Below are 18,522 nucleotides of genomic sequence, written 5' to 3'. Positions count from 1 at the left end.
AATAGATTTGACCTGACCATGCCAGTGCATGGCCGTTTCTTTGCCGTCTCTATTGGCATGTGCACGTCATCCCACCCCCCACGGAAGGCAGCACCTTGAAGAAACTCCTCACCGCCCTCAAGAGACTCGCGGCCGTCGGCGCGACCGCCCTCGCCGTCGCCAGCCTCCAGCCCGTCTCCGCCGCGCAGGCCGCCCCCTCCCCCGTCATCGGCGGAACCCGGGCCGCGCAGAGCGAGTTCCCGTTCATGGTCCGGCTCTCCATGGGCTGCGGCGGCGCGCTCTACACCCAGCAGATCGTGCTGACCGCCGCGCACTGCGTCAGCGGGACGGGCGCCAACACCAGCATCACCGCGACCGCCGGCGTCGTGGACCTCCAGTCGACCACCGGCCGGGTGCAGGTCAGGTCCACGTACGTCTACCGGGCCCCCGGCTACAACGGCAACGGCAAGGACTGGGCGCTCATCAAGCTCGCCGCGCCCATCAACCTGCCGACGCTGCCCATCGCCACGACCACGACGTACAACACCGGCACCTTCACCGTCGCCGGATGGGGCGCGGCCGTGCAGGGCGGTGCCCAGCAGCGCTACCTGCTCAAGGCCACCGTGCCGTTCGTCAGCGACGCCACCTGCCGTGCCTACAGCGGCTACAGCGGCCTGGTCGCCAGCGACGAGATCTGTGCCGGCTACGCGGCGGGCGGCGTCGACACCTGCCAGGGCGACTCGGGCGGTCCGATGTTCCGCCGGGACGCCAACAACGCCTGGATCCAGGTCGGCATCGTCAGCTGGGGCATCGGCTGCGCCCAGCCCAACGCTCCCGGCGTCTACTCCGAGGTGTCCACCTTCGCCTCGGCGATAGCCTCCGCGGCGGCCTCGCTCTGACGCCCACCGTCTGAACGCCGTGTCCCGGGGGCATCCTCCCGCTCCCGGGGCACGGCGTTCACGGCGTCCTGTGTCAGAAGCCGCCGCCGAAGTCGCCTCCGCCGCCCCCGCCGAAGTCCCCTCCCCCGCCTCCGTCGCCGAAGCCTCCGCCGAAGTCGCCGGAGTCGAAGTCCGCGCCGGAGACGTCACCGCCGTCGTAGCCGCTTCCGGTGAAGTCGCCGTAACCGGTTCCGTAGTCGGCGCCGTAGGCCGGCGCGGACATCAGTCCGCCGAGCATCGTGCCGACGAGGAGGCCGGGGAGCAGGCCGCCGCCGAAGTAGCCGCCGGCCCAGGGACCGTAGGCGGGGCCGGCCTCCCAGTAGGGGCGGCGGCCGTAGTCGCTGTCGACCTCGCGGATCACCGGGTCGCGGCCGTCGGCCAGCCGCGTGGCGTCCGCCGCGCAGACCGGCACCTCTCGTGTGGCCCCGCCGGGCGGGGTCCAGGTGGCGTCGGCGACGGAGGGGCCGTGGCGAGGGTCGAAGAAGCACGGCGGGCGGCGTTCCGGCAGGGGTTTCCGCTCGCGGCGGGCGGCCAGCCGGGCCAGGGAGAAACGGCCGTCCTCCAAGGCCTGGGTGACGGGGGTGACGTCCTCCGGTGCGGCCGCCGCGGCCATGGCCGTCTTGGCCCGGTCGTAGGCGTCGAGGGCGTGTTCGTAGTCGGCGCGCATCGCGTCGTCGGCGCCGGGCTCCGCGGGGTGGAAGTCCAGGCGGTCGAGTTCCTCGCCGAAGGCGGTGATGTCCTCGTCGACCACCACCCTCAGACGTTCCAGGGCGGCCCGCCGCTCCTCCTCGTGCCGGCGGCGGCTTCGGCGGACCAGCGCGTACGTGCCCGCGCCGCCCGCCACCAGGACCACACCGACCGTGACCAGGGCCGACGTCGAGACTCCACCGCCGCCAGAGCCGGACGAGCCGCTCCAGCTCGCGGGGGCCGAGCCGCCCATGTTGGCCAGGGCCCGGTCGGTGAAGTCGTCCAGCTGGGCCTTGGCGTCGCTCTCTCCCTGGACGCTGGTGACCAGGTTGCGGACAGCCGTGCGCGGCAGGACGGAGGAGTCGGCGCGGGCGTCGAGACGGTCGCCCAGGCGGATCGCGTACAGACCGGTGATCCCGGTGGCGGTGCGCAGGCTGGTGAAGAGGTCGGCGGTGGGGTAGTCCGCCGGGAGGACCGCGACGAACAGCGGCTTGTCGGCCTTCTCGATCCGCTCCTGAAGGGTGTGCGCGTCCGCCCGGGAGAGCTGGGCGGACGCCGCCGGATCGACGTAGACCGGGCTGTCGCGCAGTGCCCGGGCGACGGCCGACACGCTGGTCTCGGCCGTCGCCCGGGGCGCGAACACGGTCAGGAACGCCAGCGCCAGCGCGGCGAGCAGCACCAGGAGGCTTCGGGGCCGTACGACACCCTTCATGCTTCGAAACTACCCGAAGCCCACCGAACCGGTCACTCGGCGCGATACGCCTCGATCAGCTTCCGCACCGCCTGTCCGTACCGTCCGCCCAGCAGCAGGTGGTCCGCCTCGGCGAAGGGCTTCGCCACGGCGGCCGTGATCCGGTCGCCGACGCGCTGCTGGACGATCTGGCGGGCCTGGTCGACCGCCGCGCGGCCCGCCTCGGCCGTACGCGCCCGTCCGGCCTCGGTCCACAGCCGGTGCAGGGTGTGCAGTCCGCCCCCGGGCACCTTCGTCAGCGTGGTCAGACCCCAGCCGTACGGGAACTGCGGGTCGTACGCCGCATCGCCGACGTTGATCGGCAGCTGGGCCTCGGAGCGGGGCCAGGTCACCGGGAGCCGCCCGGAGAAGGCACGGCGGCCGTAGAGGACGTCGGCCACACCGTCGCCCTCGGTGCCGGGCAGCCAGCTCGCGACCAGGGCGTCGATCCCGCCGAGCCGGTCGCCGATCAGCTGCGGACGCCCGGAGACGATCAGTACCGCGCACCGCATCGCCGCGCACACCTTGTCCACCGCCGCCCGGTCGGCGGCGCTCAGCTCCAGGTCGTGGCCGTTGCCGACGTCTCCGACACCCTCGGCGTACGGGGTCTCGCCGACGACGACCACCCCGACGTCGTGGCCGGTCAGTGGCGCGGAGGCGTCGCGCGAGTAGGTGATCCGGCCGGTGGTCGCCGTCTTCCGCATGGCGTCGAGGATCGTCGTGCCCGGGGTGATGTTCCCGGAGGAGCCCTGCCAGGTGACCGTCCAGCCGCCGGTCTGGTTGCCGAGGTCGTCGGCGTTGGAGCCGGCGACGTACACCTTCTGGTTCTTGCGCAGGGGCAGCACGCCGCCCGCGTTCTTCAGCAGCACCTGCGACTCGGCGGCGGCCTCGCGGGCCACGGCCCGGTGCGCCGGGGAGCCGATCTTCGCGGCGCCGGCGGTGTCAGCGTACGGGTGTTCGAAGAGGCCGAGCCCGAACTTCTGGGTGAGGACGCGGGAGACGGCGTCGTCGATCCGCCGTTCGCTGATCCGGCCCGCCGTCACCTCGTCGATCAGGGTGGTGGTGAAGTCCTTGTAGGCGTACGGGACCATGATCATGTCGAGTCCGGCGTTGACGGACGTACGGACGTCGCTCGCGTAGTCGCCGGGGAGCTGGTCGATGGCCGCCCAGTCGCTGATCACGAAGCCGTCGAAGCCCATCCGGCCCTTGAGCACGCCGTTGATCATGTCGGCGCGGGCGTGCATCTTCACCGGGCCCTGTCCGTCGCCCGCGATGTCGAGGGAGGAGTAGGAGGGCATGACCGTGCCGACGCCCCGGTCGACCGCCTCCTGGTACGGCGCGAGGTGGACGGCCTCCAGCTGCTTCCGGGTGACCTCGGTGACGCCCTGGTCGATCGTGTACGTACCCGTGGTGGAGGAGCCGTAGGTGGTGCCGCCGTCGCCGACGAAGTGCTTGGCGGTGGCCAGGACCTTGTCGTTCCGCCGCAAGTCCCGTCCGTCGGGGCGGCCTTGGAGGCCCTGGATGACCGTCTCCATCTGCTCGACGAGTGCCGGGTCCTCGCCGAAGGACTCGTAGGAGCGGCCCCAGCGTTCGTCGCGGGTGACGCAGAGACAGGGGGCGAAGTCCCAGGGGACTCCGGTGGCGCGGACCTCGGCGGCGGTCACCGCGCCGGTGCGCTCGGCGAGTTGGGGATCCCTGGTCGCCCCGATACCGATGTTGTGGGGCATGACCGTGGCGCCGACCAGGTTGTTGTGGCCGTGCACGGCGTCGACACCGTAGATCAGCGGGATCTGGAACCGGGTTGCCCGCGACCGGAGTTGGAAGGCGTCGATCATCCGCGCCCAGGCCTCGGGGGTGTTGGGCGTGGGAGTCGAACCGCCGCCGGAGAGAAGCGAGCCGAGGTCGTACGCGGCGATGTCGCCGGGGGCGGTCAGCGCGCCGCGCTCGGCCTGGGTCATCTGCCCGGCCTTCTCCGCCAGGGACATCCGGGAGAGAAGATCGGCGACCCGCTTCTTCACGGGCAACTCGCGGTTCAGATACGGCAGTCCGTGCGCGTCGACGACGACCTGCGGGGTCTCGGCGGGCGCCTTGGCACCGGTGACCGTGAGCTTCAGCGGGATGGTCTCGGCGGACTCGGCGGTACGGTCCTTCGTCGTCGCCACCTGGATCGTGCGGGTGGCTCCGGAGGCCGTGCCCGCCGGGAAGGTGACCGTGCCGGTGACCGGGGTGTAGTCGCGGCCGGGCTCGGCGGTACCGCCGGCCGTCTCGTACGTCACCGTCACGGGCTCGTCGATCGGGGCGGAACCGGTGGTGGCGACGGTGATCCGCACGCTCGCCGTGCCGCCCTCCCGCACCGGGTACACGGCCGCGTCGGTGGTGACGGAGGCGCGCAGGGCCTGGTCGGCGCGCCCGTACAGCTCGACGCCGTCCATGGCGAAGTCGCCCCGGGTGCCGGGCGGGAGGGTGACGGCGTATCCCCACATCTGCGTCAGCCCGAGGACCTGGTCGATGCCGCCGACCGGCTGGTAGTCGGTGCGGTAGACGAAGTCCGTGAAGGGGATCTCGATCTGCCGCCAGCCGGTGAAGTCGTCGGTGAAGGAGGTCGTCCAGAGTTCGGAGGCCTCGCCGTGGGCGCCGCCGTCCTTGATCTCGAAGCCGACACCGCGGCCGGTGCCGCGGCCCTCCCACCAGAAGCGGATGCCCCGGTGGGCGGACCAGTCGTGGGCGGGCTCGGTCGCGGCGTAGTCGTGGGTGAAGCCGCCCCAGCCGCTGATGTCGTACGTCCCGGCCAGGACCTTCTGTCCCTCCGGGGCGTCGGACCGCTCGGCGAGCCCCAGCGTCGGCGGGTCGTCGGCGTCGCTGCCCCAGGTGAAGATGCCCTCGGCGGGCTGCCCCCCGAAGGGAACCTCGCCCTCGAAGCGGTCGACCGGGGTGGGGGCGGGGTCGTCGGCCGCCCCGGCGGCGATCGGGGGCAGCAGCGCGGCAACCGCGGCGAACACAGTGGCGGAGACGAGCAGGGCGGTTCTCTGCATGGACCTTCCCTCGGCTCTCGTGGCTCTCTTACGGCTCAGAACACCCCGTGAGTCAATTGGCGACCTGGCGAACCGTCAAGGCACCCGTCGGCCACTCGGCCGAACTCGCACCGCACGACCTTGCCGGGGTCCCGCTCCCCCACCCCCCACCTGTCGGCCAACGCGGCGACCAGCAGCAACCCCCGGCCGGGTGGAACGCCGTGCAGCGGCGCGTTGGTGGCGAGTTCGCCGACACAGACACCGACCAGGTCCAACTGCCGGGCGTGGCCAACGCGTTGATCGTCGAGGAGCTGTAGCGGGAACCCACGACCGTGGGTGTCCTGGGTGCGTTCCGCGGTCTGGCCGCCCATCTGGGGGCGGCCCGGGACGAGCCGTCCGAACCGACGGGCCAACTACGTGCCGCGCTGGTCCTCCTCGTCACGTACGAGGCCACCGCCCACGTGTGCTTCTGCCTCACCCTGCTGGACGTCTTCGGCAGAGCGGACGTCGACGGTCGCCTGGCGACGGCGACACGGAGCCCCGACGGATACCTCGAACTGCTCGCCGAGGCCCGTCGGGAGTTGGCCGTGTCGCCCCACAGTGCTCGGGTCGTCATCGACGACGTCCGCCAGGCCTGGCAGTCGGAGCGCGTGCCCGCCGGGGCGCCGAGCCCGGTCGTCGTGATCCCTCCGCCGCGTCCTACGCCGTCGACGGCGGCCCCGTGACCTACTCCACCGGTGCCACGCCCGCGCGCAGCAGGCCGTATGTGTACGCGTCCTCCAGGGCCTGCCAGGAGGCGGCGATGACGTTTTCGGCTACGCCCACGGTGGACCACTCGCCCGTGCCGTCCGTCGTGGAGATGAGGACGCGGGTGGTGGACTGGGTGCCGTGGACGCCCTCCAGGATGCGGACCTTGTAGTCGACCAGGTCGAGCTTGGCCAGCTGGGGGTAGATCTTCTCCAGGGCGACGCGCAGGGCGCGGTCGAGGGCGTTGACCGGGCCGTTGCCCTCGGCGGTGGCGACGATGCGCTCGCCCTTGGCCCAGAGCTTGACCGTGGCCTCGTTGGCGTGGGTGCCGTCGGGGCGGTCCTCGACGATGGCCCGCCAGGACTCCACCTGGAAGTAGCGCGGAGGCTTGCCGCCCTGGACCTCGGTGCGCAGGAGGAGTTCGAAGGACGCGTCGGCGGCCTCGTAGGTGTAGCCCTTGAGCTCGCGCTCCTTGACGCGCTCGACGACCCGGCCGACCAGCTCGCGGTCGCCGCCCAGGTCGATGCCGAGTTCCTTGCCCTTGAGCTCGATCGAGGCGCGGCCCGCCATGTCCGAGACCAGCATGCGCATGGTGTTGCCGACCTGCTCGGGGTCGATGTGCTGGTAGAGGTCCGGGTCGACCTTGATCGCGGAGGCGTGCAGCCCGGCCTTGTGGGCGAAGGCGGAAACTCCCACGTACGGCTGATGGGTGGAGGGCGTGAGGTTGACGACCTCGGCGATGGCGTGCGAGATCCGCGTCATCTCGCGCAGCCGGCCCTCGGGGAGGACCTTCTTGCCGTACTTCAGTTCCAGGGCGGCGACCACCGGGAAGAGGTTGGCGTTGCCGACGCGCTCGCCGTAGCCGTTCGCCGTGCACTGGACGTGGGTCGCGCCCGCGTCGACGGCGGCCAGCGTGTTGGCGACCGCGCAGCCGGTGTCGTCCTGGGTGTGGATGCCGAGGCGGGCCCCGGTGTCGGCGAGGACGGTCGCCACCACCGCCTGGACCTGCGCCGGGAGCATGCCGCCGTTGGTGTCGCAGAGGATGACGACATCGGCGCCCGCGTCGGAGGCGGCGCGGACGACGGACTTGGCGTACTCGGGGTTGGCGCGGTAGCCGTCGAAGAAGTGCTCGCAGTCGACGAAGACCCGGCGGCCCTGGGCGCGCAGGTGGGCGACGGTGTCGCGGACCATCTCCAGGTTCTCGTCCAGCGTGGTGCGCAGGGCGAGCTCGACGTGGCGGTCGTGGGACTTGGCCACGAGGGTGATGACGTCGGCCCCGGAGTCCAGGAGGGCCTTGACCTGCGGGTCCTCCGCCGCCTTGGCACCGGCCCGGCGGGTGGCGCCGAAGGCGACCAGCTGGGCGTGCCTGAACTCGATCTCCTGCTGGGCGCGGGCGAAGAACTCGGTGTCGCGCGGGTTGGCACCGGGCCAGCCGCCCTCGATGAATCCGACGCCGAAGTCGTCCAGGTGCCGTGCGATCGCGAGCTTGTCGGCGACGGTGAGGTTGATGCCCTCCCGCTGGGCGCCGTCGCGCAGGGTGGTGTCGAAGACGTGGAACGAGTCGTCGAGCTCGCTGGTGTGCGTCGCGGTCATGTCTCAAGGCTCCTGTTGGGGATCTTCGGTCTTACCGGAATGACCGGCTCCACCGCCCTCATGGTCTCTCGTGCGCTCGCCTCCGGCTGCGGGTGGGCCAGAAAAGCGAAAAACCTCTCGCGGGTGCGAGAGGTCTGCGCGCGGGTCGAGGACGACGGTGGCCGCTCGTACGTGGTCGTACGTGGCGGTCACTGCGGACCGGCGCGCCTGCTGCCAATAATCGTGGCGAACGAGAACACGGGGGCAGTTTGGCACAAGTCGCGCCGGTGCGAATCGGGTGTCTCAGGATGCGAGCCACGAACTGGTCAGCGGGGTCGTAGCGGACGGGGCCGTGGGGGTACCGGGAGAGGCCGAGGGCGCGCAGCTTGCGGTAGGCCTCGTCGTCGAGGTTCTGACGGTGGAGGCCTCGTCGCCGTCGGGAAGTCGAGCGTCTCCACGGCCGCCTCACCCGCGCCCCGCCGTCCGAGCTCGCACCATGTCATGGGCGGGGCCCGCCCCGGGAGGCGGGACAGGCCCCTGCATCAACTTCCGGCTCAGCCGATGCGGTGCATCCAGCCGTGCGTGTCCTGCTTCACCCCACGCTGGATGCCCAGCAGGGCCTCGCGGAGACGGACGGTGACCGGGCCGGGGGTGCCGTCGCCGTGGGTCCAGGCGTCGGTCCGGGTCCTGACGTGCCCGATCGGGGTGACGACGGCCGCGGTGCCGCACGCGAAGACCTCGGTGAGGGCACCGGAGGCGGCGTCCGCCCGCCACTGCTCCAGGGTGATCACACCCTCCTCGGCGGTGTAGCCGAGGTCCCGGGCGACCTGGAGGAGGGAGTCACGGGTGATGCCCTCGAGGATCGAGCCGGTCAGCTCGGGGGTGACGATGCGGTCGCCGTAGACGAAGGCGACGTTCATGCTGCCGCTCTCCTCGACCCTGGTGCGGGTCACCGCGTCGAGGTAGACGACCTGGTCGCAGCCGTTCGCGGCGGCCTCGGCCTGCGGGAGGAGGGAGGCCGCGTAGTTGCCGCCGGTCTTGGCGGCTCCGGTGCCGCCGGGGACGGCGCGGACGTAGTCCTCGGCGACCCAGATGGTGACCGGCTTGACGCCGCCGGCGAAGTAGGCGCCGGAGGGGGAGGCGATCAGCATGAACAGGTACTCGTTGGCCGGGTGGACGCCGAGACCGGTCTCCGTGGCGAACATGAACGGCCGTAGGTAGAGGGACTCCTCGCCGCCGTGCGGCGGCACCCAGTCGGCCTCCTGGGCGAGAAGCGCGTCCAGAGCGGCGATGAAGAGGTCCTCGGGCAGCTCGGCCATGGCCATGCGGCGGGCGGAGGTGCGGAAGCGGCGGGCGTTGGCCTCCGGGCGGAACACCGCGACGGAGCCGTCGGCCTGGCGGTACGCCTTGAGTCCCTCGAAGATCTCCTGGCCGTAGTGCAGGACGTGGCTGGAGGGGTCGAGGGAGATCGGCCCGTACGGAACGAGCTGCGCGTCGTGCCAGCCGCGGCCCTCGGTCCACTTGATGGTCACCATGTGGTCGGTGAAGTGGCGGCCGAACCCGGGGTTCCCCAGGATCGCCTGCCGCTCGGCGGCGGCCAGCGGGCTGGCGGAGGGCTTGAGCTCGATCGTGGGCGTCGTCATGAGTGGTTGTCCTTCACCGGTTGTAGTGACGGGCCGCGCTCACACCCCCAGCGACCGGTGAGTTCCGGCCAGTGCTTGGACGTCCGAGCAATACCTCATTCCGCGGCTCCGCGTTCGATTATCGCAAGCGGGGTCCGGGGAAGAAAACGGCGTGAATGCGACCCGGGATTGATGGTGGCACCCGGCGGGGGACATGCGGAAGCCGCCGGGCGCGGAAGCGACCCGACGGCTTTTCGCGAATGACGCGGCTCGACGGGTCAGCCGGCTACGCGTACGGAGAGCGCGTCGCCGATCTCCGAGGTGCTGCGGGCGGGCTTGCCGGTGCGGTCGGCGAGGTCGGCGGAGACCGCGTCCTCGATCCGGGCGGCCTCGGCCTCGTAGCCGAGGTGGCGCAGCAGCAGGGCGACGGACAGCACGGTGGCGCTGGGGTCGGCCTTGCCCTGGCCCGCGATGTCCGGGGCCGAGCCGTGGACGGGCTCGAACATGGACGGGAACTCGCCGGCCGGGTTGATGTTCCCGCTGGCGGCGACGCCGATGCCGCCGGAGACGGCCGCGGCGAGGTCGGTGATGATGTCGCCGAAGAGGTTGTCGGTGACGATGACGTCGAAGCGGGCGGGGTCGGTGACGAGGTAGATCGTCGCCGCGTCGACGTGGATGTAGTCCGTGGTGACCTCGGGGAACTCCTCGGCCACCTTGTTGAAGATGTTCGTCCACAGGTGACCGGCGAAGGTCAGCACGTTGTTCTTGTGGACGAGGGTGAGCTTCTTGCGCGGGCGGGCCTGGGCGCGGGCGAAGGCGTCGCGGACCACGCGCTCGACACCGAAGGCCGTGTTCACGGAGACCTCGGTGGCGACCTCGTGCTCGGTGCCCTTGCGGATCGTGCCGCCGTTGCCGGTGTACGGGCCCTCGGTGCCCTCGCGGACCACGACGAAGTCGATCTGCGGCTCGCCGGCCAGCGGGGTGGCGACACCCGGCAGCAGCTTGCTCGGCCGCAGGTTGACGTGGTGGTCGAAGGCGAAGCGGAGCTTGAGCAGGAAGCCGCGCTCCAGGACGCCGGACGGGACCGCCGGGTCGCCGATCGCGCCGAGCAGGATCGCGTCGTGCTGCTTGAGCGCGTCGAGGTCCGCGTCGGTGAGGGTCTCACCGGTGGCGTGGTAGCGCTTGGCGCCGAAGTCGTACTCCTTGGTCTCCAGCTTCACATCCTGCGGAAGGACGGCGGAGAGGACCTTCAGGCCTTCGGCCACGACCTCCTGGCCGATGCCGTCACCGGGAATCACTGCGAGATTGATACTGCGAGACATGACGGCACCGTACTCCGGGTCCCATGGGATGACACGGACTGTCCGGCATACGGACAGCACATACGGGGTGGTCGACTGGCGTTCACCCGTACGCAGGACGCCCGTTGGGCGATGGGGGAAGCTTCGAAAACATGACCGTGCCTTCCAGGGGGACACCCCCCGGACCCCCCGTACCGGATGTCGGCATTCCGCCCCGGCTGGCCCGCGGCATGAGCATGGCGGAGCAGTACGAGTACCTGCGCACCAGGCTGACCAGGCGCCGCACGCTGGTGACGGCGGGAGCGGTGGCGGCGGGCGGACTGCTGACGGGGTGCGGGGGCGACTCCCCCGCCCCGAGGACGTCCACGAGCCCCACTCCGAGCGCCACGGGGAACTCCTCCGTCACGCCCTTCGGCCGGCATCTCGCCTTCGGCGCGGACCCGCGTACGCAGATGCGGATCTCCTGGCAGGTCCCGGCCGCCGTGCGCACGCCGTACGTCCGGATCGGCACCCGCCCGGACGACCTGGGCGGGAAGGTGCGGGCGGAGGTGCGCGACCTGCACACCCCGGGGATCGACGGGGTGCGCGGCGCGCTCGACCAGTACTACGTGCACGCGGCCGTGGCCGATCTGCTGCCCGGGACGACGTACTACTACGGCGTCGGCCACGAGGGCTTCGACCCGGCCGACGCGGCCCACCGCGCCACGGTCGCGTCCTTCCGTACGGCACCCTCCGGCGCCGAGCGGTTCGTGTTCACCGCGTTCGGCGACCAGGGCGTGGGCCGCTCGGCGGCGGCGATCGACCGGCTGCTGCTGAAGGCGGCGCCCGCCTTCCATCTCCACGCGGGTGACATCTGCTACGCCGACGGCACCGGCCGGGGCGAGAAGTCGGACGGCTACGACCCCACCGCCTGGGACGCGTTCCTGAAGCAGAGCGAGCCGGTGGCGCGGTCGGTGCCGTGGATGGTGACGACCGGCAACCACGACATGGAGGCCTGGTACTCCCCCGACGGCTACGGCGGCCAGCTGGCCCGCTTCTCCCTCCCCGACAACGGCTTCGACCCGCGCACGGCCCCGGGCGTGTACGCGTTCAGGTACGGCAACGTGGGCGTGGTGGCGCTGGACGCGAACGACGTGTCGTACGAGATCCCGGCGAACCTGGGCTACACGGAGGGCCGGCAGACGGCGTGGCTGAAGCGCACGCTGGACGCGCTGCGCAGGTCGGCGGACGTCGATTTCGTCGTCGTCTTCTTCCACCACTGCGCCTACTCGACCTCGGCGCACGCCTCCGACGGCGGGGTGCGGTCCGAGTGGCAGCCGCTGTTCGACCGGTACCAGGTGGATCTGGTGATCAACGGCCACAACCACGTCTACGAGCGGACGGACGCCCTCAAGGGCGGCCGGGTGGGCCGTACGGTCCCGGTCGGCGGGTCCACGGATCCGACGCGGGACGGCACCGTGTACGTCACGGCGGGCGGCGGCGGCCGTGATCTGTACGGCTTCCCGGTGGGCGTACCCGAGAGCTACGAGGGAAGCGTCCGCGACCGGGAGTCCGTGGACACCTTCCACTGGACACGCTCGCGCGAGAACGCGGCGGAGACGGTGGAGTGGTCGCGGGTGCGCTACCGGGGCTTCTCCTACCTCTCGGTGGAGGCGGTCGGCGGGCCGTCGGCGCGGCTGACGGTGTCGGCGCACGCGGAGGACGGCGGGCGCATCGACCGGTTCGAGGTGCGGCGCGGGTCCTGAAGTCCCTTTCGGGACCCGCGCCGCCACCCGTGCGGGTGCGGCTCCCGGACTACTCGCGGGCGAGGGTCAGTGGCCGGTCTCGCCGCCGTTGTCGCGGCGGTCGAGGGCGCGCTGGAGCGCGGCGGCGGCGTTCTTGCGGTCGGACTCGCTCGCACGGGAGGAGTGGCGGACGCGGCGGCGGACGGTCGTCTCGGCCATGGGAAATCGACTCCTTCAGAATTCCGTGGAGTGCGGAAAGGGGTACGAGACGCCGGTGGGCGGCGAGCGCTGGCCGCAGGGATTGCCTGCATCGGGCCCGGCTCACGACCGCCATTCGCTGGATCGAGCGAGTCGTTCGGCTCCTACAAAGCTAAGGGAGGAGCGCGCGCCTGTCTCCACAGTTAGTCGGACTTCCTACTATCTGAGACGGCGCCGGAGACCGCGCTGGTCAGAAAGCCGCTCACCGCGGCCCGGAATCCGTCCGGATCCTCGACCCACGGCAGGTGCCCGGCCTCCGGCAGCACCACCCGCCGCACCCGGGGCAGGGCCTTCTCCAGGGAGTCCACCGCCGAGCGCGGCCGGATGTCGTGGGCCCCGTCGATGATCAGCACCGGCACGTCGAGTCTGCGGCAGGCCGCCTCGATCGCGGGGTCGCGCCAGGTGGCGCTCAGCTCCTCGTCGAGGCGCGCCCTGCACTCGTCGTTGATCCCGAACCAGGGGTCGGCCATCCGGCGGGCGTGCTCCGGGGCCCGCGCGCGGTCGGGGAACTCCGCCGACCACCGGAGTTCGGCCCGCTCCCGCTCCTCGACCTCGGTCCGCTCCGGGCGGTCGGTCAACTCCCGCCAGCGGGCCAGCCGTTCGGGGTCCTCGCCGATTCGGCCGAGCAGGTTCTTGCGGAACGGCTCGAACCAGTCCTTGGCCGGCCCGATGCCCGTCCCGGCCACGTAGATCAGCGCCCGGACCCGTTCCGGGTGGGCGAGGGTGTAGGCGAGGGCCAGCTGGGCGCCCCAGGAGTGGCCGAGCAGGGCGATCCGGCCGGGGCCGTGGTGGTGCCGTACGGCGTCCAGGTCGGCGACGAACCGGGTGGTGGTCCAGGGCCCCTCGCACCGCTCGGAGCGCCCGCAGCCGCGCTGGTCCCAGCGCACGACCCGGGCGGAGCCGGCGACCAGCGCTGCCATGTCGCCGAACATGTCCCACAGGCCGGGGCCACCGTGGCAGAGCAGCAGGGGCGCGCCGCGGCCGGACACACTCGTCCACAGCTGTATGCCGTCTTCCGTGATCACCGTTGTCATGGCGGTCAGCCTGCCCAGCGGGCCGGTCCGTGTCAGATCCGGCCCGCTGGGTTGCGGCGATTATCGGCCCATGTCGCTCAGCCCATGTGCGGGTAGGTGTAGTCGGTCGGTGCGACCAGGGTCTCCTTGATGGCGCGGGTCAGCGTCCAGCGCAGGAGGTTCTGCGGGGCGCCGGCCTTGTCGTTGGTGCCGGAGGCCCGGCCGCCGCCGAAGGGCTGCTGGCCGACGACGGCACCGGTCGACTTGTCGTTGATGTAGAAGTTGCCGGCCGCGTAGCGCAGCTTCTCCATGGTGTACGCGGTCGCGGCGCGGTCACTGGAGACGACCGAGCCGGTGAGGGCGTAGTCGGACACCGCCTCCATCTGGGTGAGCATCTCGTCGTACCGGTCGTCCTCGTAGACATGGACGGCGAGGAACGGACCGAAGTACTCGGTGCGGAACACCTCGTTGTCCGGGTCGGAGCACTCGACGACGGTCGGCCGGACGAAGTACCCCACCGAGTCGTCGTAGGACCCGCCGGCGACGATCGTGCAGGTGGGGTCCTGCTTCGCGCGGTCGATGGCGGCCTTGTTCTTGGCGAAGGCGCGCTCGTCGATGACGGCACCGATGAAGTGGGACAGGTCGGTGACGTCACCCATGGCGAGGTGGTCGACCTCGGCGGCGAACTCCTCGCGGAAGCCGCCGTTCCAGAGGGACGCCGGGATGTACGCCCGGGAGGTCGCGGAGCACTTCTGGCCCTGGTACTCGAAGGCGCCGCGCGTGAGGGCGGTCTTCAGGACCGCGCGGTCGGCGCTCGGGTGGGCGACGACGAAGTCCTTGCCGCCGGTCTCGCCGACGATCCGCGGGTAGGAGCGGTACTTCTCGATGTTGGCGCCGACCGTCTTCCACAGGTACTGGAAGGTCTTCGTCGAGCCGGTGAAGTGGATGCCGGCCAGGTCGCGGTGCTCGAGCGCGACCTCCGACACCGCGATTCCGTCACCGGTGACGAGGTTGATGACGCCCTTGGGCAGGCCCGCCTCCTCCAGCAGCCGCATCAGCAGCACAGCCGCGTGGGTCTGCGTGGGCGACGGCTTCCACACCACCACGTTGCCCATGAGGGCGGGCGCGGTCGGCAGATTGCCCGCGATGGCGCTGAAGTTGAACGGCGTGATCGCGTAGACGAAGCCCTCCAGCGGGCGGTGGTCGAGGCGGTTCCACACGCCCGGGGAGTTCGCCGGGGGCTGCTCGGCCAGGATCTGGCGGGCGTAGTGGACGTTGAAGCGCCAGAAGTCGACCAGTTCGCAGGGGGTGTCGATCTCGGCCTGCTGCACGGTCTTGGACTGGCCGAGCATGGTGGAGGCGGCGATCGTCTCGCGCCAGGGCCCGGCCAGCAGCTCGGCGGCGCGCAGGATGATCGCGGCGCGGTCGTCGAAGGACATCGCACGCCAGGCGGGCGCGGCGGCGAGGGCCGCGTCGACGGCGTCCTGCGCGTCCTGCCGGGTCGCGTTGCGGTAGGTGCCGATCACGGCGCGGTGGTTGTGCGGCTGGACCACGTCGAAGGCGTCGCCACCGCCCATCCGCCGCTCGCCGCCGATGGTGCACGGCAGCTCGATCGGGTTGTCGGCCAGCTCCTTGAGCCTGGCCTCCAGCCGGGCCCGCTCGGGCGAGCCGGGGGCGTAGCCGCGCACCGGCTCGTTGACGGGGGCGGGGACCTGGGTCACAGCGTCCATGGGTGCTTTAACTCCTTGTCAGTGCTTGGTCAGAGTCGAGCGCACGAAAAACAGCAGGCTGGCCGGCTTCTCCGCGAGCCTGCGGCGAGACCACGTCGTGTCAGCCACGGGTGATCACGCTCCGGGCGAAGAAGAGCAGGTTGGCCGGCTTCTCCGCGAGCCTGCGCATGCTGCGCCTTCCCGGGGGACAACCCCCGGACCCCCGGCAGATGCTGCGGCGAGACCACGTCGTGTCAGCCACGGGTGATCACGCTCCGGGCGAAGAAGAGCAGGTTGGCCGGCTTCTCCGCGAGCCTGCGCATGAAGTAGCCGTACCAGTCGGTGCCGTAGGCGGTGTAGACACGCATACGGTGGCCTTCGGCGGCGAGCCGCAGGTGTTCGTCGCTCCTGATCCCGTACAGCATCTGGAACTCGTACTCGTCGGGCTTGCGGCCGGCCTGCCGGGCCAGCTCCTGCGCGATGGAGATGAGACGCGGGTCGTGGGACCCGACCATCGGGTACCCCTCACCCTCCATCAGAGTCCTCAACACCCGGACGTACGCCTTGTCGATCTCGTGCTTCTGCTGGTGGGCGACCTCGGCGGGCTCCTTGTACGCCCCCTTCACCAGCCGTACCCGGCTGCCGGCCGCGGCGAGCCGGCGGGCGTCGGCCTCGGTGCGGAAGAGGTAGGCCTGGATGACACAGCCGGTCTGCGGGAAGTCCCGGCGCAGTTCCTCGTGGATGGCGAACATCGAGTCGAGGGTGGTGTGGTCCTCGGCGTCGAGGGTGACGGTGGTCCCGATGGCGGCGGCGGCCTCGACGACGGGCCGGACGTTGGCGAGCGCCAGCTCGTGCCCGCCCTCCAGTGCCTGGCCGAACATCGACAGCTTCACGGACATCTCGGCACGGGTACCCAGCTCCAGCGGCCCGAGCCGTTCGACGAGGCGCAGGTAGGCGTCCCGGGCGGCGGTGGCCTGCGCGGGGGTGGTGATGTCCTCGCCGACGACGTCCATCGTCAGCTCCAGGCCCCGGCCGGTGAGGTCCTCGACGATCGGTACGACGTCGTCGACCGTCTCGCCCGGGATGAAGCGGTCGACGACCTGCCTGGTCACCGGGGCCGCCGAGATCAGGCGTCGCATCCGGTCGCTGTGCGACGCGGCGAGAATCACGGGACCCAGCACGGGGCACCTCCACAGACCAGCGGTCCGCAGACCGGCAGACAGAAGAGCAGCAGACAGAACCACCGTGAAACCTAAGGATCCCCTCGATCGTCGGCCATCGACAGCTGTCACGCATCCGTGCCGCAGATCTCAGACAGATGTATGAAGGCCTGCGGAATTGAGCGAGAATGCCCGGGTGACAGGCGATTACGAAGGCGACTACCAAGAGCTGGTCGATGAGATCTCGGAGCTGCTCGGCGTCCCCGCGACCCTGGAGAACCGGGACTTCGAGCTGATCGCCTTCGGCGCGTACGACAGTGAGGGCGAGCTGGACGCCTCGGCCCTCGACCCGGTGCGGGCCCGTTCGATCCTGACCCGGCGCTCGACGGCGGCCGTGCGCACCTGGTTCGAGGGGTTCGGCATCACGCGGGCGACCGGCCCGGTCCGGATCCCGCCGACCCCGGAGGCGGGGGTGAACCGGGGGCGCGTCTGCCTTCCCGTACGGCATGGCGGGGTCGTCCTCGGCTACGTCTGGCTGCTGGACGGCGATCCCGGGCTCTCGGACGCCCAGCTGGCCGCCGCCATGGAGGTGGCCGCCCGGATCGGCGCCCTCCTCGCGGACGAGGTCCGGCACGGCGCCGACCTCACGAGGGAGCTGCGGGCGGTGCTGACCGCGCGGTCCGGCTGGCCGCTCGACATGGCGGTGGCGGAACTGCGCACCGCCCTCGGCGCCCGCGCGGACGCCCCGCACACGGTGATCTGCGTGGCCCCCTGGCCGACCGGCGCCCCGTCCCTGCGCACCCTCCCGGGAGCGACCGCCCTGTGCACGGTGCCGTGGGGGCCGACGTCCCAGTGCCTGGCAGTCCTGATCCGACTCCGCTCGACCGACACCCTCACCCCGGCGACATCGACAGCGGGACGCCTGCTGGAGCGGGGCGGGGGCCTGGGCGCGGGCGGGGCGGGCGGGGCGAGCCGGGAGGGGGGCGCCGGTGGGGCGGGGGGTGCCATGGGTGGAGGCGCTGCGGGGGTCGCCGTTGGGCGGGTCGGGCTTGCGGAACTCGGGGTGGCCTGGCGGGAGGCCGTCGCGTCGGCGCGGGCGGTGCTGGCGGAGCCGCGGCTCGGGCCGGTCGCCCGGTGGGCGGCCCTGGGGCCGTACCGGATGCTCACGGCGCTGCCCCCGGAGTCCGGGCACGACCCGGCCGTACGGGATCTCCTCTCCCCCGCCCACCGGGACCTCGCCCACACCGCCGAGGTCTACCTCGACTGCGCGGGCCAGGCCGGCCGCACGGCCGCCGAGCTGGGCATCCACCGCCAGACGCTGTACTACCGGCTGTCGCGCGTCGAACAGCTCACCGGCCTCGACCTGGACGACGGCGAGGACCGCCTCCTCCTGCACATGGCCCTGAAGGCGGCCCGCCTCTGACCTCACGGGTCACATGCGGGCAGTTCCGTGCGGCCGGGTCGCCGGGGCTGATCAGCCAGCACGCGAGGCAGTCGCAGCGCCCTCGATGACCTGGCGCAGACCCTCGGTGAGTGCGTCGGCGTCGGGCGCGGTCTTGGGATCGAAGGTCCACTGCGCGATGAGCCCCAGCATCAGGGTCGAGTAGAAGCTGCCGAGCGTGTCGGCGGTGGCGTCCGTGACGTCCTCCTCGGGCACTCCCCTGAGGAGCGCGACGAATCCGCGTGAACCCTCCCGCTGCGCGCGCGCCAACTCGTCGCGCACATCGGGCAGTTGGTCACCCATGACGACGATCTCCATGCTGAGCCGCCAGAGCGAGCCGGGCTCCCGCATGGTGGCGACGACACTCGCCCACACGCTCCGGAACCGCTCCAGCGAGCCGGGCTCGCCCGCCACGTCCCCCTCGAAGGCGTCGGACGTCTCCTCGACCAGAGCGACGTACGCCTGCGCCAGCAGCGCGTCCTTCGAGCCGTAGTGGTAGCCGATGGAGGCGAGGTTGGTCCCCGACTCCTTCACGATGTCGCGCGCGGTGGTGCGCACGAACCCCTTCGCCAGCAGGCAGCGCTTGGCGCCTTCGAGCAGATCGTCGCGGTGTCCCATGGCCGCCATCGT

General features: G+C 71.6%; 15 protein-coding genes. 4 read left to right on the top strand and 11 right to left on the bottom strand.

Annotated elements, in window-relative coordinates:
• Positions 1 to 95 precede the first annotated feature (95 nt).
• The gene (locus ACFPIH_RS21415; protein WP_381174534.1) at positions 96 to 878 is read left to right on the top strand and encodes a serine protease; all 783 of its coding nucleotides are present in this window, start codon (positions 96 to 98) and stop codon (positions 876 to 878) included.
• A 73-nt stretch (positions 879 to 951) separates the two neighbouring features.
• On the opposite strand, the gene ACFPIH_RS21410 is transcribed toward ACFPIH_RS21415, so the two are convergent.
• From ACFPIH_RS21410 to ACFPIH_RS21400, 3 genes are read right to left on the bottom strand one after another with little or no spacing between them, the layout of a single operon-like run.
• Positions 952 to 2,316 (bottom strand): hypothetical protein, encoded by a 1,365-nt coding sequence (locus ACFPIH_RS21410; RefSeq protein WP_381174532.1) that lies wholly within the window; start codon positions 2,314 to 2,316, stop codon positions 952 to 954.
• A gap of 32 nt (positions 2,317 to 2,348) precedes the next feature.
• Positions 2,349 to 5,366 (bottom strand): glycoside hydrolase family 3 protein, encoded by a 3,018-nt coding sequence (locus ACFPIH_RS21405; protein WP_381174530.1) that lies wholly within the window; start codon positions 5,364 to 5,366, stop codon positions 2,349 to 2,351.
• Positions 5,367 to 5,401: 35 nt separating this feature from the next.
• A complete protein-coding gene (locus tag ACFPIH_RS21400; protein ID WP_381174528.1) occupies positions 5,402 to 5,716 on the bottom strand; it encodes an ATP-binding protein in 315 nt (104 codons plus the stop codon).
• Between ACFPIH_RS21400 and ACFPIH_RS21395 the strand changes: the two genes are divergently transcribed.
• Positions 5,678 to 6,070, top strand: a complete 393-nt coding sequence (locus tag ACFPIH_RS21395; RefSeq protein ID WP_381174526.1) for a hypothetical protein — start codon at positions 5,678 to 5,680, stop codon at positions 6,068 to 6,070. The genes ACFPIH_RS21400 and ACFPIH_RS21395 overlap by 39 nt on opposite strands.
• Before the next feature lies 1 nt (position 6,071).
• Here the strand turns inward: ACFPIH_RS21395 and cimA are convergent, their stop codons facing one another.
• The 3 genes from cimA to ACFPIH_RS21380 all read right to left on the bottom strand — a co-directional run bounded on the left by cimA (position 6,072) and on the right by ACFPIH_RS21380 (position 10,608).
• The gene (gene cimA, locus ACFPIH_RS21390) at positions 6,072 to 7,685 is read right to left on the bottom strand and encodes a citramalate synthase (RefSeq protein ID WP_381174524.1); all 1,614 of its coding nucleotides are present in this window, start codon (positions 7,683 to 7,685) and stop codon (positions 6,072 to 6,074) included.
• A 533-nt stretch (positions 7,686 to 8,218) separates the two neighbouring features.
• Positions 8,219 to 9,307, bottom strand: a complete 1,089-nt coding sequence (locus ACFPIH_RS21385; RefSeq protein ID WP_381174522.1) for a branched-chain amino acid aminotransferase — start codon at positions 9,305 to 9,307, stop codon at positions 8,219 to 8,221.
• Positions 9,308 to 9,564: 257 nt separating this feature from the next.
• Positions 9,565 to 10,608 (bottom strand): 3-isopropylmalate dehydrogenase, encoded by a 1,044-nt coding sequence (locus ACFPIH_RS21380; protein ID WP_381174520.1) that lies wholly within the window; start codon positions 10,606 to 10,608, stop codon positions 9,565 to 9,567.
• A gap of 131 nt (positions 10,609 to 10,739) precedes the next feature.
• Here ACFPIH_RS21380 and ACFPIH_RS21375 point away from each other — a divergent pair, with 131 nt between their 5' ends.
• Positions 10,740 to 12,332: a purple acid phosphatase family protein gene (locus ACFPIH_RS21375; RefSeq protein ID WP_381174518.1), complete on the top strand. Its 1,593-nt coding sequence runs from the start codon at positions 10,740 to 10,742 to the stop codon at positions 12,330 to 12,332.
• A 66-nt stretch (positions 12,333 to 12,398) separates the two neighbouring features.
• Here the strand turns inward: ACFPIH_RS21375 and ACFPIH_RS21370 are convergent, their stop codons facing one another.
• The 4 genes from ACFPIH_RS21370 to ACFPIH_RS21355 all read right to left on the bottom strand — a co-directional run bounded on the left by ACFPIH_RS21370 (position 12,399) and on the right by ACFPIH_RS21355 (position 16,472).
• On the bottom strand, positions 12,399 to 12,530 hold the full coding sequence (locus tag ACFPIH_RS21370; RefSeq protein ID WP_381174516.1) for a hypothetical protein: 132 nt from the start codon (positions 12,528 to 12,530) through the stop codon (positions 12,399 to 12,401).
• A gap of 182 nt (positions 12,531 to 12,712) precedes the next feature.
• Entirely contained in the window at positions 12,713 to 13,603 is an 891-nt protein-coding gene (locus tag ACFPIH_RS21365; protein WP_381174514.1) for an alpha/beta fold hydrolase, read from the bottom strand.
• Positions 13,604 to 13,680: 77 nt separating this feature from the next.
• A complete protein-coding gene (gene pruA / locus ACFPIH_RS21360; protein ID WP_381174512.1) occupies positions 13,681 to 15,312 on the bottom strand; it encodes an L-glutamate gamma-semialdehyde dehydrogenase in 1,632 nt (543 codons plus the stop codon).
• Between the two features lie 233 nt (positions 15,313 to 15,545).
• Positions 15,546 to 16,472, bottom strand: coding sequence for a proline dehydrogenase family protein (locus ACFPIH_RS21355; RefSeq protein ID WP_381174510.1), 927 nt, complete (start codon positions 16,470 to 16,472; stop codon positions 15,546 to 15,548).
• A 175-nt stretch (positions 16,473 to 16,647) separates the two neighbouring features.
• Here ACFPIH_RS21355 and ACFPIH_RS21350 point away from each other — a divergent pair, with 175 nt between their 5' ends.
• On the top strand, positions 16,648 to 17,874 hold the full coding sequence (locus ACFPIH_RS21350; protein WP_381174509.1) for a PucR family transcriptional regulator: 1,227 nt from the start codon (positions 16,648 to 16,650) through the stop codon (positions 17,872 to 17,874).
• 51 nt (positions 17,875 to 17,925) lie between these two features.
• On the opposite strand, the gene ACFPIH_RS21345 is transcribed toward ACFPIH_RS21350, so the two are convergent.
• Entirely contained in the window at positions 17,926 to 18,510 is a 585-nt protein-coding gene (locus ACFPIH_RS21345; protein WP_381174507.1) for a TetR/AcrR family transcriptional regulator, read from the bottom strand.
• Positions 18,511 to 18,522: the final 12 nt, after the last annotated feature.

It is taken from the genome of Streptomyces vulcanius, from assembly GCF_042653945.1.
Lineage (GTDB): Bacteria > Actinomycetota > Actinomycetes > Streptomycetales > Streptomycetaceae > Streptomyces > Streptomyces mangrovi.
The sequence above is the reverse complement of the archived record's forward strand: the minus strand, read 5'-3'. Positions and strand labels throughout refer to the sequence as shown.

Coding starts and splice junctions, on each gene's coding strand:
- ACFPIH_RS21410 (WP_381174532.1), bottom strand. CDS start 2,316: ATGAAGGGTGTCGTACGGCCCCGAAGCCTCCTGGTGCTGCTCGCCGCG.
- ACFPIH_RS21405 (WP_381174530.1), bottom strand. CDS start 5,366: ATGCAGAGAACCGCCCTGCTCGTCTCCGCCACTGTGTTCGCCGCGGTT.
- ACFPIH_RS21400 (WP_381174528.1), bottom strand. CDS start 5,716: ATGGGCGGCCAGACCGCGGAACGCACCCAGGACACCCACGGTCGTGGG.
- cimA (WP_381174524.1), bottom strand. CDS start 7,685: ATGACCGCGACGCACACCAGCGAGCTCGACGACTCGTTCCACGTCTTC.
- ACFPIH_RS21385 (WP_381174522.1), bottom strand. CDS start 9,307: ATGACGACGCCCACGATCGAGCTCAAGCCCTCCGCCAGCCCGCTGGCC.
- ACFPIH_RS21380 (WP_381174520.1), bottom strand. CDS start 10,608: ATGTCTCGCAGTATCAATCTCGCAGTGATTCCCGGTGACGGCATCGGC.
- ACFPIH_RS21375 (WP_381174518.1), top strand. CDS start 10,740: ATGACCGTGCCTTCCAGGGGGACACCCCCCGGACCCCCCGTACCGGAT.
- ACFPIH_RS21370 (WP_381174516.1), bottom strand. CDS start 12,530: ATGGCCGAGACGACCGTCCGCCGCCGCGTCCGCCACTCCTCCCGTGCG.
- ACFPIH_RS21365 (WP_381174514.1), bottom strand. CDS start 13,603: ATGACAACGGTGATCACGGAAGACGGCATACAGCTGTGGACGAGTGTG.
- pruA (WP_381174512.1), bottom strand. CDS start 15,312: ATGGACGCTGTGACCCAGGTCCCCGCCCCCGTCAACGAGCCGGTGCGC.
- ACFPIH_RS21345 (WP_381174507.1), bottom strand. CDS start 18,510: ATGGGACACCGCGACGATCTGCTCGAAGGCGCCAAGCGCTGCCTGCTG.